At 71.6% G+C, this 15,290-nt stretch carries 11 protein-coding genes; 6 read left to right on the top strand and 5 right to left on the bottom strand.

From position 1 onward, the window contains the following. Positions 1-129: 129 nt before the first annotated feature. The gene (locus ACFYST_RS12020) at positions 130-1,041 is read left to right on the top strand and encodes a DUF6099 family protein (protein WP_387861547.1); all 912 of its coding nucleotides are present in this window, start codon (positions 130-132) and stop codon (positions 1,039-1,041) included. A 234-nt stretch (positions 1,042-1,275) separates the two neighbouring features. Here ACFYST_RS12020 and dapD read toward each other — a convergent pair whose 3' ends face one another. Continuing rightward, a complete protein-coding gene (gene dapD / locus ACFYST_RS12015; RefSeq protein WP_387643065.1) occupies positions 1,276-2,265 on the bottom strand; it encodes a 2,3,4,5-tetrahydropyridine-2,6-dicarboxylate N-succinyltransferase in 990 nt (329 codons plus the stop codon). A gap of 101 nt (positions 2,266-2,366) precedes the next feature. On the opposite strand from dapD, the gene ACFYST_RS12010 reads away from it, so the two are divergent. The 3 genes from ACFYST_RS12010 (at position 2,367) to argF (ending at position 7,781) form a co-directional block, all read left to right on the top strand. After that, complete coding sequence (locus tag ACFYST_RS12010) at positions 2,367-4,031, top strand: 3' terminal RNA ribose 2'-O-methyltransferase Hen1 (RefSeq protein WP_387861546.1); 1,665 nt, start codon at positions 2,367-2,369, stop codon at positions 4,029-4,031. Further along, a complete protein-coding gene (locus ACFYST_RS12005) occupies positions 4,028-6,631 on the top strand; it encodes a polynucleotide kinase-phosphatase (protein ID WP_387861544.1) in 2,604 nt (867 codons plus the stop codon). Before ACFYST_RS12010 ends, ACFYST_RS12005 begins: the two co-directional genes overlap by 4 nt. A gap of 148 nt (positions 6,632-6,779) precedes the next feature. Then, a complete protein-coding gene (argF, locus tag ACFYST_RS12000; protein ID WP_387861542.1) occupies positions 6,780-7,781 on the top strand; it encodes an ornithine carbamoyltransferase in 1,002 nt (333 codons plus the stop codon). 32 nt (positions 7,782-7,813) lie between these two features. Here the strand turns inward: argF and ACFYST_RS11995 are convergent, their stop codons facing one another. From ACFYST_RS11995 to ACFYST_RS11980, 4 genes are all read right to left on the bottom strand, one after another. Further along, positions 7,814-8,380 carry a hypothetical protein gene (locus ACFYST_RS11995; protein ID WP_387643069.1) on the bottom strand — a complete coding sequence of 189 codons (567 nt, stop codon included), beginning with the start codon at positions 8,378-8,380 and terminating at the stop codon, positions 7,814-7,816. A gap of 177 nt (positions 8,381-8,557) precedes the next feature. After that, the gene (locus ACFYST_RS11990; protein WP_387643070.1) at positions 8,558-8,962 is read right to left on the bottom strand and encodes a type II toxin-antitoxin system VapC family toxin; all 405 of its coding nucleotides are present in this window, start codon (positions 8,960-8,962) and stop codon (positions 8,558-8,560) included. Between the two features lie 142 nt (positions 8,963-9,104). Further along, positions 9,105-10,007, bottom strand: a complete 903-nt coding sequence (locus tag ACFYST_RS11985) for a hypothetical protein (protein ID WP_387861541.1) — start codon at positions 10,005-10,007, stop codon at positions 9,105-9,107. Between the two features lie 128 nt (positions 10,008-10,135). Then, a complete protein-coding gene (locus ACFYST_RS11980; RefSeq protein ID WP_387643072.1) occupies positions 10,136-10,654 on the bottom strand; it encodes a SigE family RNA polymerase sigma factor in 519 nt (172 codons plus the stop codon). A gap of 315 nt (positions 10,655-10,969) precedes the next feature. Between ACFYST_RS11980 and acnA the strand changes: the two genes are divergently transcribed. Next, positions 10,970-13,615, top strand: a complete 2,646-nt coding sequence (gene acnA, locus ACFYST_RS11975; RefSeq protein ID WP_387861540.1) for an aconitate hydratase AcnA — start codon at positions 10,970-10,972, stop codon at positions 13,613-13,615. A 166-nt stretch (positions 13,616-13,781) separates the two neighbouring features. Then, positions 13,782-15,095 (top strand): glycoside hydrolase family 18 protein, encoded by a 1,314-nt coding sequence (locus ACFYST_RS11970; RefSeq protein WP_387861539.1) that lies wholly within the window; start codon positions 13,782-13,784, stop codon positions 15,093-15,095. The last annotated feature ends 195 nt before the right edge of the window (positions 15,096-15,290 follow it).

The raw sequence follows: 15,290 nt of genomic DNA, 5'->3' as shown, positions 1-15,290 counted from the left end.
CAGGGCCGGGTTGTCCACAGGCGCGGCGAATGCGCTGGGAGGACCAGGCCGTCCGGCGGCACGCTGAGCCCCTGACCGACCGACCGACCGCCGACCGACGGCGGAGGCGGTGAACGAGGGGAGCGCGCCGTGGAGGCACTGCGACTGATCAAGACCGTACGGCACGCCTTGGCCGAAGCCCGGGCGACCGGGGACATCCTGCACCAGGCCTGGCAGTCCGTCCTGCTCACCGAGGCTGTCGGGGCGCGGCTCGCCGACCACGACGGCGAGGAGCTCGCCACCCTCGGGCAGCAGCTCTCGGAGGCCGGCGCGCACACCGCGAGCTGCCTGCGACAACCGCCCGGCCCCGGCCTCGACGGGCCCGGTGGCCCGCTCTGCGGTGGACTCGCGGGCGGCCTCGGCGAGTGGTCCGGGCCGGGGCTGGTCGAGCGGCTCACCGAACTCGGCGACCTCGAACCGGTGTTGGTCGAGCTGGCCGGGCTGCTGGCGGAGACCGGCGAGAACCTGGTGGTGCTGGCCTGCGGGGCGGAGACCGAAAGCCTGTACTGGACGTGCATCGACGGGCTCGACGCGAGCTCCGAATGCCGGGATCTGGTCGCCGAGTTGCTGCGCGAGCAGCGGCGGGTGACAGCGGCCGACGGGGCGTCACCCGAATGCACGGAGGACGCGGAGGACGCGGAGGATACGGAGGGCATGGAGGCCGCGACAACGGCATTGGCGGCACTGCGGGAGGAGGAGACGGTGCCGGCCGGGGCCCGGCGGGAGGGGGAGCCGATGCTCGTGGTCCCGCTGGGCCCGCCGGTCCCGGTGGCGTGTGCTCAGTCGCGGGCCGAGTCGTCCGGCTCGTCCCGGGGTGCGGTGTCCCGCAGCTCGGAGTCGAGTCCGGCCAGGTCGGTGTTGATCGAGGCGAGCAGCTCCTGCATCTGCTCCAGCAGCGACTTGGTGGTGACGGGCGCGCCGCCCGTGGGGGTGCCCGGGGTGGGCGGCTCGGTCCAGGGCTCGGACATGAGGGGGCCCCTTCAGCTCGGTGGTGCGGTGTGAAGCGCCGGGGGTCGACGCCGCCGGTCCAACGAGCTCCCGCCGTACGCGGTCACCCCGGACCACTCGTAGAGGTCCAACCGCCGGGCCCGGTCAGCCCCAGGGGTGAGCCGAGTTTGCGAGCCCGGCCCCCGCTCGGCTACAGCACCGAGCGGGGGCCGGGACTCCGCGGCGGCCGTCGGGCGGCTGCCGGACAGCCGCACCGCGACTGCTGAACGGATACGACCTGGAAGGAGGTCAGTTGTGCGAGTGCAGATCCGCGTTCAGGCCGCCCCACGAACCGGTGCGGGCGATCACCTCGACCGCGCCGGACTGCGAGTTGCGGCGGAACAGCAGGTTGTCCTGGCCGGACAGCTCCACCGCCTTCGCCACCGCGCCGTCCGGGGCGGTGACCCGGGTGCCGGCGGTGACGTACAGGCCCGCCTCCACCACGCAGTCGTTGCCCAGCGAGATACCGATGCCCGCGTTGGCGCCCAGCAGGCAGCGCTCGCCCACCGAGACGACCTGCTTGCCGCCACCGGACAGGGTGCCCATGATCGAGGCGCCGCCACCGATGTCGCTGTGGTCGCCGACCACCACGCCCGCGCTGATCCGGCCCTCCACCATCGAGGTGCCCAGGGTGCCGGCGTTGAAGTTGACGAAGCCCTCGTGCATCACGGTGGTGCCCTCGGCCAGGTGCGCGCCGAGGCGGACCCGGTCGGCGTGCGCGATGCGCACCCCGCTCGGCGCCACGTAGTCGGTCATCCGCGGGAACTTGTCGATGCCGTACACCGCGAGCTGCCCGCCCTGGGCGCGCACGGCCAGCCGGGCCTGCTCCACGTTGGCCACCGGCACCGGGCCGATCGACGTCCAGGCGACGTTCGCCAGCAGGCCGAAGACGCCGTCCAGGTTCTGGCCGTGCGGCTTCACCAGACGGGAGGAGAGCAGGTGCAGTCGCAGGTAGACGTCGTGCGCGTCCAGCGGCTTCTCGTCCAGCGAGGAGATCACGGTGCGCACCGCCACCACCTCGACGCCGCGCCGCGCATCGGCGCGCAGCGCCTCGGCGGCGCCCGGGCCGAGCGCCTGCTCGGCCTCCTCGGCGCTCAGCCGGACGGTACCGGACGGGCCGGGGGCAGCGGCCAGCTCCGGCGCGGGGAACCAGGTGTCGAGAACGGTGCCGTCGGCGGCGATGGTCGCCAGGCCGACGGCCACCGCACCGTTTACGGGAGTGGAGGTCTCAGCAGTCACATCCCGCACGTTAACCAATTGGGGCAAGTGCTGACCAACACGCTCACCGGACGGACAAAACCTGATGCCCGAGAACAGGCCCACCGGCCATACTCGGCCGGGTGTTCGTATCGATCTCCACCACCGGCACTGCCGAGAATCCTGCCTCCGACCTGGGCTTCCTCCTACACAAGCACCCCGACAAGGTGCAGCGGTTCACCACCGCGCACGGCACGGCGCACGTCTTCTACCCCGAGTCCGGGGAGCACACGTGCACCGCCGCGCTGCTGTTGGAGGTCGACCCCGCGGCGCTGCTGCGGCAAGGCCGCGGCAAGGGCCGTTCCGGTTCGCCCGACCTGGCGCTCGCCGAGTACGTCAACGACCGGCCGTACGCCGCGTCCTCGCTGCTCGCGGTGGCGCTGCGCACGGTGTTCCGGTCCGCGATGAAGGGCGAGTGCACGCACCGCCCCGAACTGCCCGGCCGCGCCATGCCGTTGCGGATCTCGCTGCCCGCCGTCCCGGTGGCCGGCGGCGGACCGGCCCTGGTGGAGCGGCTGTTCGCCCCGCTGGGCTGGCAGGTCGAGGCGACGCCCGTCCCGCTGGACGAGTCCTTCCCCGAGTGGGGCGACTCCCGGTACGTACGGCTCGAACTCACCGGCACCCTGCGGCTCGCCGACGCCCTGCAGCACCTGTACGTGCTGCTGCCGGTGCTGGACGGCGCCAAGCACTACTGGGTCGCGCCCGACGAGGTCGACAAGCTGCTGTCGGCCGGTCAGGGCTGGCTCGCCGACCACCCCGAACGCGCCCTGATCACCCGCCGCTACCTGTCCCGCCGCTACTCGCTGACCCGACTCGCGATGGAACGCCTCGCCCTGGCTCGCCTGGCCGAGGCCGACGACCGCGAGGCCGAGGAACTCGACAACGCCGTCCCCGACGCCCCGGAGGAGGTGACCACCGACGGCACGGCCGACCCCGCTGCCGACGCCGCGCCGACCCAGGTGCAGGCGCAGGCGAACGCGGAGCCGACCGCCGAGCCGGAGCCGGGGCACTCCGCTGCCGACGACGAGGCGACCGGGCGCGGTGGGCCGCTGGCCGTCCAGCGGCGGACGGCGATCCTGGCCGCGCTGGCCCGGACCGGCGCCGCCCGGGTGCTCGACCTGGGCTGCGGCCAGGGCGAGTTGGTGGGTGCGCTGCTCAAGGAATCGCGTGTGACGGAGGTGGTCGGTGTGGACGTGTCCTCCCGGGCGCTGACGATCGCCGCCCGCCGGCTGCGGCTGGACCGGATGTCGGAGCGTCAGGCGAGCCGGGTGCGGCTGCTCCAGGGCGCACTGACGTACACCGACGCCCGGCTGAAGGGCTACGACGCGGCGGTGCTGTGCGAGGTGATCGAGCACCTCGACCTGCCCCGGCTGCCCGCGTTGGAGTACGCCGTGTTCGGTTCGGCCCGGCCCGCCGCGGTCGTGGTCACCACGCCGAACGCCGAGTACAACGTGCGCTGGGAGAGCCTGCCCGCCGGGCACCTGCGGCACGGCGACCACCGGTTCGAGTGGAGCCGCGCCGAGTTCACCGCCTGGGCGGCGCGGGTGGCCGACAGCTACGGCTACACGGTCGCGTTCGAGCCGGTCGGGCCGGTCGATCCCGAGGTCGGCGCGCCCACCCAGCTCGCTCACTTCCACCTCGGCGAGCCCGCCACCGCCCCGGCTGCCGCAGCCACCACAACAACGACCACCGACCGCACCGACGCCCCGTCGAACGACCTCGCCCCGGAAGGGAGCGCTCACCGATGACCACCGAAACCCTGGAGGCCGGCACCCCCACCGGCCGGCGCCTCCCCGTCACCGACGTCTCGCTGGTGGTGCTGATCGGCAGCACCGGCTCCGGCAAGTCCAGCTTCGCCCGGAAGCACTTCCTGAGCACCCAGGTGATCTCCTCGGACTACTGTCGGGGGCTTGTCTCCGACGACGAGAACGACCAGTCCGCCTCGGCCGACGCGTTCGACCTGCTGCACTACATCGTCGGCAAGCGGCTCGCGGCCGGCCGGCTCACCGTGGTCGACGCCACCAACGTCCAGCACGACGCCCGCCGCGCGCTGATCGCCCTGGCCCGGGAGCACCACGTGCTGCCGATCGCGATCGTGCTGGACGTGCCCGCCGAGGTGTGCGCTGAACGCAACCGGGCCCGGCCGGACCGGCAGCTGCCCCCGCACGTGATCCCGCGCCACCAGCGCGACCTGCGGCGCTCGCTGCGCGGCCTGGAACGCGAGGGCTTCCGCAAGGTGCACGTGCTGCGCGGGGTCGAGGAGATCGAGCGTGCCGAGATCGTGCCGGAGAAGCGCTACAACGACCTGCGGCACCTGACCGGCCCGTTCGACATCGTCGGCGACATCCACGGCTGCCGCTCCGAGCTGGAGACCCTGCTCGGCCGGCTCGGCTACGCGATCGTCCGCGACGAGCAGGGCCGCCCGGTCGACGCCGCGCACCCGGACGGCCGGACCGCCGTGTTCGTCGGCGACCTGGTCGACCGCGGCCCGGACAGCCCGGGCGTGCTGCGCCTGGTGATGGGCATGGTCGCGGCCGGCCACGCGCTCTGCGTTCCCGGCAACCACGAGAACAAGCTCGGCCGCTGGATGGACGGCCGCAAGGTCACCGTCTCGCACGGCCTGCAGGAGACCATCGACCAGCTGTCCGGCGAGAGCGAGGAGTTCCGCGCCCAGGTGCGGTCGTTCATGCGCGGCCTGGTCAGCCACTACCTGCTGGACGACGGTGCGCTGGTGGTCTGCCACGCCGGTCTGCCGGAGAAGCTCCAGGGCCGCGCCTCCGGCCGGGTCCGCTCGCACGCGCTGTACGGCGAAACCACCGGCGAGACCGACGAGTTCGGCCTGCCGGTGCGCTACCCGTGGGCCGAGGAGTACCGCGGCCGCGCCCTGGTGGTCTACGGCCACACCCCGGTGCCGGTGGCGAGCTTCCTCAACAACACCATCTGCCTGGACACCGGCTGCGTCTTCGGCGGCAGCCTCACCGCGCTGCGCTACCCGGAGCGGGAGATCGTCGGCGTGCCCGCCGAACAGCAGTGGTACGAGCCGGTCCGCCCGCTGCGCGGGGACGCGCCCGGCGGCCGGGAGGGGCGTCCGCTGGACCTCGCCGACGTGTCCGGCCGCCGCGTGGTGGAGACCAGAACCCTCGGCAACGTCGCCGTCCGGGAGGAGAACGCCGCTGCCGCGCTGGAGGTGATGAGCCGCTTCGCACTCGACCCGCGGCTGCTCGCCTACCTGCCGCCGACCATGGCACCCTCGCCGACCTCCCGTCGCGAAGGCTGCCTGGAGCACCCCGAGGAGGCGTTCCTCGCCTACCGGCACGACGGGGTGCGGCAGGTGATCTGCGAGGAGAAGCACATGGGCTCGCGCGCCGTCGTCCTGGTCGCCAGGGACGACACCGCGCTGGACAAGCGCTTCGGCCTGCCCGGCCCGGGCGCGATCTGGACCAGGACCGGCCGGGCCTTCCTGTCCGACGAGAGGCTCACCGGCGCGATACTCGACCGGCTGCGGGCCGCCGCCGAGCAGTCCGGCCTGTTCGACGAACTCGACACCGGCTGGCTGCTGCTGGACGCCGAGCTGATGCCCTGGTCGCTGAAGGCCGTCGAACTGCTGCGCCGCCAGTACGCCGCGGTCGGCGCTGCCGCCGGCGCCGCCCTGCCCACCGCACTCGACGCCCTCGCCAAGGCCGCCGCCCGCGGACTGGATGTGGCGGACCTGACGGACCGGCAGCAGCAGCGCACCGCCGACGCGCTGGCCTTCACCGAGGCGTACCGGCGCTACTGCTGGCCGACCGAGGGCCTCGACGGCATCCGGCTGGCCCCGTTCCAGCTGCTCGCCGCCGAGGGCGCCAACCTGGCGCTGCGCCCGCACACCGAGCACCTCGACCTGATCGACCGCCTGGTGGACGCCGACCACCGCCTCGCGGAAGAGGCCGGTGGCACGGCCCCGGTGCTGCACCGCACCGGGCGGATGCTGGTCGACACCGAGGACGAGTCCTCGGTGGCCGCAGCCATCTCCTGGTGGGAGGAGCTGACCGGTGCGGGAGGCGAGGGCATGGTGATCAAGCCAGTCGAAGCGCTGCACCGGGACAGCACCGGGCGGCTGGGCCAGCCCGGCCTGAAGGTCCGCGGCCGCGAGTACCTGCGGATCATCTACGGCCCGGACTACACCCGGCAGTTGGACCGGCTGCGGCAGCGTTCGCTGGGCCACAAGCGCTCGCTCGCCCTCCGCGAGTACGCGCTCGGCCTGGAGGCACTGGACCGACTGGCGGCCGGCGAGCCGCTCTGGCGGGTGCACGAGGCGGTGTTCGCGGTGCTGGCCCTGGAGTCCGAGCCGGTCGACCCCCGCCTCTGACGCCAGGGCCCGCCTCTGACGTCCGGTCCCGCAGCCGGCGCCGGGCCCGTGCCGCTGGCACCGGGCCCGGCGTTGCGGCATTGCATGAATATTCGAATACTCGTATACACTTCCCGTCTCAGTCCGTTGACCGACCCAGGAGACCGGTATGGCGTTCAACCTCCGGAACAGGCACTTCCTCAAGGAGACCGACTTCACTCCCCAGGAGTTCCGTCACCTGGTCGATCTCGCTGCGCAGCTGAAGGCCGCCAAGTACGCCGGTACCGAGCAGCCCCGGCTGCGGGGCAAGAACATCGCCCTGATCTTCGCCAAGACCTCCACCCGCACCCGCTGCGCGTTCGAGGTGGCGGCGCACGACCAGGGCGCGTCCACCACTTACCTGGACCCGGCGGGCTCGCAGATGGGGCACAAGGAGTCGGTCAAGGACACCGCCCGCGTGCTGGGCCGGATGTTCGACGGGATCGAGTACCGGGGCGACGGCCAGGAGATCGTCGAGGAACTGGCTGCCCATGCGGGCGTCCCGGTCTGGAACGGCCTGACCGACGAGTGGCACCCGACCCAGATGCTGGCCGACGTGCTCACCGTCCAGGAGCACTCCACCAAGCCGCTGAGCGAGACCACCCTGGTCTACCTCGGTGACGCCCGCTCCAACATGGGCAATTCGCTGCTGGTCACCGGCGCGCTGCTGGGCATGGACATCCGGATCGTCGCCCCGGCGCAGCTGTGGCCGTCGGAGGACGTTCAGAAGACCGCCCACACGCTGGCCGAGGCCAGCGGCGCCCGGGTCACCCTGACCGAGGACGTGGCGGCCGGCGTGGCCGGTGCGGACTTCCTGTACACCGATGTCTGGGTGTCGATGGGTGAGCCCAAGGAGGTCTGGGCCGAGCGGATCGCCCTGCTGAAGCCCTACCAGGTCTCGATGGACACGGTGCGCGCCACCGGAAACCCGGCGGTCAAGTTCCTGCACTGTCTGCCCGCGTACCACGACCTCGGCACCGAGATCGGTCGGCAGATGTTCGAGTTGACCGGCATGTCCGAGTTGGAGTGCACCGACGAACTCTTCGAATCGGCGCACTCCGTGGTCTTCGACCAGGCCGAGAACCGCCTGCACACCATCAAGGCCGTGATGGTGGCGACCCTCGGCTCCTGATCACCTCTTCTGACCGCCGGGCCGGACGCCGGTCAGAAGTCGACGTTCACACAGCCGACCCGGTCGGTGGGGGCGTGCGATCCGGCGTCGGGGCCGGCGTGCAGCACCAGCGAGTGCGCACCGTCGGGGCGGAACGCCCAGGGGACGGCCGCCGAGGCGTCGCCGGCCCCGCCGGGATCGGTGCGTACGGTCATCCGTACCTCGTTGTCCCCGGCGTCCGAGCCCGCCACGTGCTGGTAGTGCGGGCCGGACGCCGCCGGGTCGGAGCCGCAGTGGCCGGTGTGCACGTGCGCCGGGAACTCGTGCGGGCCCGTCACCCCGGCGACCTCCACCGCGACGGTCGTCCGGCCCGCCTCGCGGTGGACGGTGACCCGCACCTGCGCGCCGTACGGCACCAGTTCGGGTGCGTGGGTGATCGCCTTGGCGGGGACGATGCCGTTCGCGCGGTCGAACTGGGCGTCCACCACCTGGTCGGGGACGGCCCCAACGGCTGTCGCACCGGGACGGAATGCCGGGCCGGGGGCGGGGACTTCGGGCGGGCCGATCGGCAGCAGGGTGAGCGGCACCAGCAGTGCGCCGGCGGCGGAGGACAGGGGCATCGCGAACCTTCCGACAGGCCGTCAGGGAACACCGCCCACCGTGGCCGCCGGTAACCCCGCCGCGCACGCCGCCGTGCCGGACCGCCGCCCGCAACCACCCGTACGAGAACGTAGGCCTACGAGAACGCAGGCCTACGAGAACGCCGGCCATGGCGCGGTCCGGACCGGCCGGAGGTCTCAGCCGGTGGCGGTGATGCCGCGGATCTCGCAGCGCGGCCCGCTGGCGCGCATCAGCCGCAGGTCGGCGGTGATCAGCGGGGCGCCGCAGTGCTCGGCGACCGCGACGTAGGCGGCGTCGTCCGGGGTCAGGTTGTCCTTGAGCTCCCAGATCCGGCCGAGCAGCGGGGCGATCTCCACCTTGCGGATCGTCAGCTCCGGCAGCCGCCGGGCGACGTCCGCCGCCTGCTCGGCCGTCACCTCCTTGGCGAGGTAGAGCCCGCGCAGCGACTGCATCACCTCGATCAGCACATGCTCGGGCGCGACCCAGTCGGGGTCGGCGGCCAGCGCGGCACGGGCAGCGGCCCCGCGCGGTCCCGGGTCGGCGAGCGAGAGCACCACCGCAGAAGCGTCCACCACGATCACCCGCCCACGGTAGCCCGCCCGTACCGCGGCACTGCGGCGGGGTGCCCAACCGCCGCCCCCACCACGCCGACCCGTGCCCGCCGGTCACCACTACGGCGCGGGCCCACCTGCCACCGGTACGGCGCGGTCCCACCGGCCACGCCTACGGCACGGACCTTCCCGGCGTCGCCACCGCGCCCACGGACCCGCCCCCCGCCGAGCCCGCACCCGACGTCTTCGCCTCCACGGCCGCCAGTTCCGCCGGACTCAGCGCGGGTTGCCCCGCCAGCCGCTGCTCGGCGTCCTCGGCGAACCGTCGGTCGATGACGGGTTGCCACCCCGGGAGGAGAACCCACTTCGAGATCTCGTTCTGCGACACCAGCGGCTCGTTCCGACCCGCACCGGTGGAGATCAGGGTGATCATGACGCCGTCGGTCCGTTGGAGTTGCGAAAGGAAGGTGATCCGCTGGGCGTCGTCGCGCCGGGCGATGACCGTGCCGTTCTCGGCCTTGAACGAATCGCACTTCTCGTCCGCGAGTCCGGGGGTGCAGCCGAATACGCCGGTCTGTGGCCGTGACGGGCCGGCGGGGGGTTCCACCTGGAGCATCAGGGTGCCGGTGTGTCCGTTCCTCGGGTCGTGCAGAGAGAGCATGACCGCGGTGCCCGCCTGGAGGTCCGAGGGGGCGACCTTGTTGGTCCAGTAGTCGACGACCAGGCGGGAATCGAGCAGGTCGCCCAGCATGAGCCGGGCGGCAGGGCCGGTGAGCGGCACCCGTTCCGACGGCAGGGTGGTCTCCGGCGTGGGGGTGGCCGTCGTCCTGCCGGTCGTCGCGGTGCCGGCCGAGCCCGGGGGAACGGTGGTGGCGGTGGGCGGGCCGGGGCGCAGCAGCAGTCCGCCGACGAGGCCCAGGCCGGCGACCGCGACGATCACGCCGGTGAGCGTGGCGCGCCGCCGCAGCCGGAGGGACCGTCCCTCGGCGGTGGCCCCGGCGACGAGCAGGCCGAGGTCGGGTGCGGCGTCGCCGATCGCCCGCTCGAAGACGTCGGTCAGCTCCTGTTCGGGCATCGGGGCTCTCGCATTCTGACGGCGCGTCGGTCGGTTCGGCGGGCGGCCGGCGGGCAGGGCGGCCGGGGAGGGGCGGCCGGGTGGCGGGGCGGCCGGGGCGGGGTGACGGGGGAGGGGCGTGGGCTCGGTCACGACGCCAGGCTGTCCAGGTGCGGGGCGAGCTGGCGGCGCAGCCGGGTGAGGGCGCGCAGCGCGCGGACCCGGACGGTGCCGGGGGCGAGCTGGAGTTCGGCGGCGGTCTCCTCGACGCTGCGGTCCTCCCAGTACCGCAGCACCAGGACGGCCCGGTCCTTGGGCGGCAGTTCGGCGAGTGCGGCGAGCAGGGCGACGCGCAGTGCCGGGTCGCTGTCGGGGGCGGCCTGTTCGGGGAGGAAGTCGAGGCCGGGCAGTTCGCTGCTGCGGCGCAGCCGCCGGTGCGAGAGGTAGCAGCGGAGCAGGACGGTGCGGGCGTAGGCGACGGGGCTGTCGGCCTGTCGGACGCGTCCCCAGGAGGCGTAGATGCGGGCGAGCGCGGTCTGGGTGAGGTCTTCGGCGAGGTGCCAGTCGCCGCAGAGCAGGAGGGCGGTGCGGAACAGTGCGGTGCCGCGGGCGTGCGCGAACTCCTCGAACTCGCGCCGCTCCTCGGCCCGTCGCCGCCCCACCACCATCCGCACCCCTTGTTACATGCCGCGTTCCGGCGGCCCCGTCACTGGATGCGGTGCCGCTCGGTACATAGAAGTCAGATGCCCCGGGGCTGCGGTTGCGTTACAGGATGAGCCGGTGAAGTTTGGACGGAGCCATGCACTATGGTTTATCTCGACATCGAGATACATTCGGCGTTAGACTATATCTTGACGTCAAGATACTTGCCGAGAGGCGCAGGTCCCGCGTTCGGCGGGCCTTCCATCATCGGCCGGTAAGCGGCGGCCGTCAGGTTAGCCAAGGCTTACCTTATCACCGGGTGGACCAAGAAGGAGTCAGTCGTGTCCGCGAACAGCTTCGACGCCCGCAGCTCGCTGCAGGTGGGCGACGAGTCGTACGAGATCTTCAAGCTCTCCGCCGTCGAGGGTTCCGAGCGGCTGCCGTACAGCCTCAAGGTCCTGCTGGAGAACCTGCTCCGCACCGAGGACGGCGCGAACATCACCGCCGACCACATCCGCGCGCTGGGCGGCTGGGACCCGACGGCCGAGCCGTCCGAGGAGATCCAGTTCACCCCGGCCCGCGTGATCATGCAGGACTTCACCGGCGTTCCCTGCGTGGTCGACCTGGCCACCATGCGTGAGGCCGTGAAGGAGCTGGGCGGCGACCCGTCCAAGATCAACCCGCTGGCGCCGGCCGAGCTGGTCATCGACCACTCCGTCATCGCCGACAAGTTCGGCACCCCGGACGCCTTCGTCCAGAACGTCGAGATCGAGTACGGCCGCAACAAGGAGCGCTACCAGTTCCTGCGCTGGGGCCAGACCGCGTTCGACGAGTTCAAGGTCGTCCCGCCCGGCACCGGCATCGTCCACCAGGTCAACATCGAGCACCTGGCCCGCACCGTCATGGTCCGCAACGGCCAGGCGTACCCGGACACCTGCGTCGGCACCGACTCGCACACCACCATGGTCAACGGCCTGGGCGTGCTGGGCTGGGGCGTCGGCGGCATCGAGGCAGAGGCCGCGATGCTCGGCCAGCCGGTCTCGATGCTGATCCCGCGCGTGGTGGGCTTCAAGCTCAACGGCCAGCTGCCGGCCGGCACCACCGCCACCGACCTGGTGCTCACCATCACCGAGATGCTGCGCAAGCACGGTGTGGTCGGCAAGTTCGTCGAGTTCTACGGCGAGGGCGTCACCTCGATCCCGCTGGCGAACCGCGCCACCATCGGCAACATGTCGCCGGAGTTCGGCTCGACCTGCGCGATCTTCCCGATCGACGCCGAGACCATCAACTACCTGAAGCTCACCGGCCGTGACGAGCAGCAGCTCGCCCTGGTCGAGGCGTACGCCAAGGAGCAGGGCCTCTGGCACGACCCGTCGGTCGAGCCGGTCTTCTCCGAGTACCTGGAGCTGGACGTCTCCACCGTCGTCCCGTCGATCTCCGGCCCGAAGCGCCCGCAGGACCGCGTGATCCTGGCCGAGGCCGCCGAGAAGTTCGGCGAGGCGCTGCCGACCTACTCCGCCGAGGCCTCGAAGCCGACCGCCGTCACCGCGGCCGACGGCTCGTCCTACGAGATCGACAACGGCGCGGTCGTGATCGCCTCGATCACCTCCTGCACCAACACCTCCAACCCCTCCGTCATGCTGGGCGCCGCCCTGCTGGCGAAGAAGGCCGTGGAGAAGGGCCTCACGGTCAAGCCGTGGGTCAAGACCACCCTGGCGCCCGGCTCCAAGGTCGTCATGGACTACTACGAGAAGGCCGGCCTGCTCCCGTACATGGAGAAGCTGGGCTTCAACCTGGTCGGCTACGGCTGCGTCACCTGCATCGGCAACTCGGGCCCGCTGCCCGAGGAGGTCTCCGCCGCGGTGAACGAGTCCGACCTGGCGGTCGTCTCGGTGCTCTCCGGCAACCGCAACTTCGAGGGCCGGATCAACCCGGACGTCAAGATGAACTACCTGGCGTCCCCGCCGCTGGTGGTCGCCTACGCCCTCGCCGGCAACATGAACATCGACCTGACCCGGGACGCGCTGGGCCAGGACGCCGACGGCAACGACGTCTTCCTCGCCGACATCTGGCCGTCCGAGCAGGAGGTCGCCAACGCGGTCGCCGGCTCGATCGACGAGGCCATGTTCGACAAGGGCTACCAGGACGTCTTCGCCGGCGACCACCGCTGGCAGTCGCTCCCGGTCCCGACCGGCAACACCTTCGAGTGGGACGCCGAGTCCACCTACGTCCGCAAGCCCCCGTACTTCGAGGGCATGGCCAAGACCCCGAGCCCGGTGACCGACATCGCCGGTGCCCGCGTGCTGGCCAAGCTGGGCGACTCGGTCACCACCGACCACATCTCCCCGGCCGGCAACATCAAGCCGGGCACCCCGGCGGCGCAGTACCTCACCGAGCACGGTGTGGAGAAGCGTGACTTCAACTCCTACGGCTCGCGCCGTGGCAACCACGAGGTCATGATCCGCGGCACCTTCGCCAACATCCGCCTGCGCAACCAGATCGCGCCGGGCACCGAGGGCGGCTACACCCGCGACTTCACCCAGGCCGACGCTCCGGTGTCGTTCATCTACGACGCCTCGCAGAACTACCAGGCCGCGGGCATCCCGCTGGTGGTCCTGGCCGGCAAGGAGTACGGCTCCGGCTCGTCCCGCGACTGGGCGGCCAAGGGCACCGCGCTGCTCGGCGTCAAGGCCGTCATCGCCGAGTCCTACGAGCGCATCCACCGCTCCAACCTGATCGGCATGGGCGTCCTGCCGCTGCAGTTCCCGGCCGGCCAGAACGCCGACTCGCTGGGCCTGACCGGTGAGGAGACCTTCGAGGTCACCGGTGTCACCGAGCTGAACGAGGGCCGCACTCCGAAGACCGTCAAGGTCAAGGCTGGTGCGGTCGAGTTCGACGCCGTGGTGCGCATCGACACCCCCGGTGAGGCGGACTACTACCGCAACGGCGGCATCCTGCAGTACGTGCTGCGCAGCCTGATCGGCTGACAGTAGGTCGGAAGAGCCGCACCGTTCCCGCAAGGGACGGTGCGGCTCTTTGCCATTTCTTGGAGGAATCCGGCCACCCTCTTGTGCGGCGCCCGTCAGGTGGACTAGACCTCTCCATCAGCACTTGGTCCATACCAATTGACGCCGAATCGGAGAGATGCTCGGAATGACCAGACGAACCTCCGCACTCCTCGCCGCCGCCACCATCGGCGCCCTGCTCGTCTCCCCGGCCACCGCGCACGCCGACCAGCAGGGAAAGCGCCTGAGCGGTCAGCGGGTCGGCTACTTCACCCAGTGGGGCATCTACAGCGGGTTCTCCGCCAAGAAGGTCCAGGACAGCGGCCAGGCCGGCAAGCTGACCGTGCTCAACTACGCCTTCGGCAACGTCTCCGCCGACGGCACCTGCTTCGAGGCGAACGAGGCCGGGGCGGGCGACGCCTGGGCCGACTACCAGCGGCCGGTGAGCGCCGAGGAGTCGGTGGACGGCGTGGCCGACGCCCCGGACCAGGCGCTCAAGGGCAACTTCAACCAGCTGCGCAAGCTGAAGGCGAAGAACCCGCAGCTGCGGGCGGTGATCTCGCTGGGCGGCTGGAGCTGGTCCAAGCACTTCTCGGATGCGGCGCTCACCGACGCCTCCCGGAAGAAGTTCGTCTCCTCCTGCATCGACCTCTATGTCAAGGGCAACCTGCCACAGCTGGGCTCCGCCGAGGGCGGTGCGGGCGCCGGCGCGGGAGTGTTCGACGGCATCGACATCGACTGGGAGTACCCGGGCAGCCCGGGCGACGACGGCAACGTGGTGCGTCCCGAGGACGGGCGGAACTTCACCCTGCTGATGCGGGAGTTCCGCACCCAGCTGGACGCGCTGTCCGGCAGGAAGGGCCCGCACCACCTGCTGACCGCCGCGGTGCCGGCCGGTGAGTCCGCGATCGACAAGTTCGAGATCGACAAGGTCGCCGAGCCGGTGGACTGGCTGAACCTGATGGCCTACGAGCTGCACGGCCCGTGGGAGACCAAGGGCCCGACCAACCACGAGTCCAACCTGTACTCCGACCCGAACGACCCCACCGGGCTGCGGCTGAGCGTGGACCGGCTGGTCGGCACCTACACGGACCGCGGCCTGCCGTCCAGGAAGGCCGTGGTGGGCGTCCCGCTCTACGGCTTCGGCTGGACGGGCGTGCCCGGTGGCCCGCGCGGCAACGGCCTGTACCAGGCGGCCACCGGCCTGGCCCGCGGCGGCACCCTGGCCTACAAGCAGATCAAGGACCTGCCCGGCACGGTCTACAGCGACCGGGCGCACGGGGTGAGCTGGAAGTACGACGGCACCGACTTCTGGACGTACGACACCCCGGAGATGGCGACCGCCAAGGCCCGCTACGTCCGGGAGAACGACCTGGGCGGGGTGATGGTCTGGTCGCTGGACGGTGACGACGCCCAGGGCGGCATGATCGCCGCGCTGGACAAGGGGCTTCGGGACAACTGAGACTGAGGGCCCGTCAGGGCGCTCACCGCGCGCAGCTTTGCCGTCACAGTTCCCTAACGTGATGCGCAAAGCTGCGCATTTCTATGTTCAAACGAACATAACCGCGCTAGATTCGCGATCAGGTCTGGCGCGGACACGTAATGTGCAGGGTCCCTGCACATTGCACATGCTGCACCGCCGACAACGCTTTGACTG

Source organism: Kitasatospora sp. NPDC004614 (assembly GCF_042873675.1).
Taxonomy (GTDB): Bacteria; Actinomycetota; Actinomycetes; order Streptomycetales; family Streptomycetaceae; genus Kitasatospora.
The sequence above is the reverse complement of the archived record's forward strand: the minus strand, read 5'-3'. Positions and strand labels throughout refer to the sequence as shown.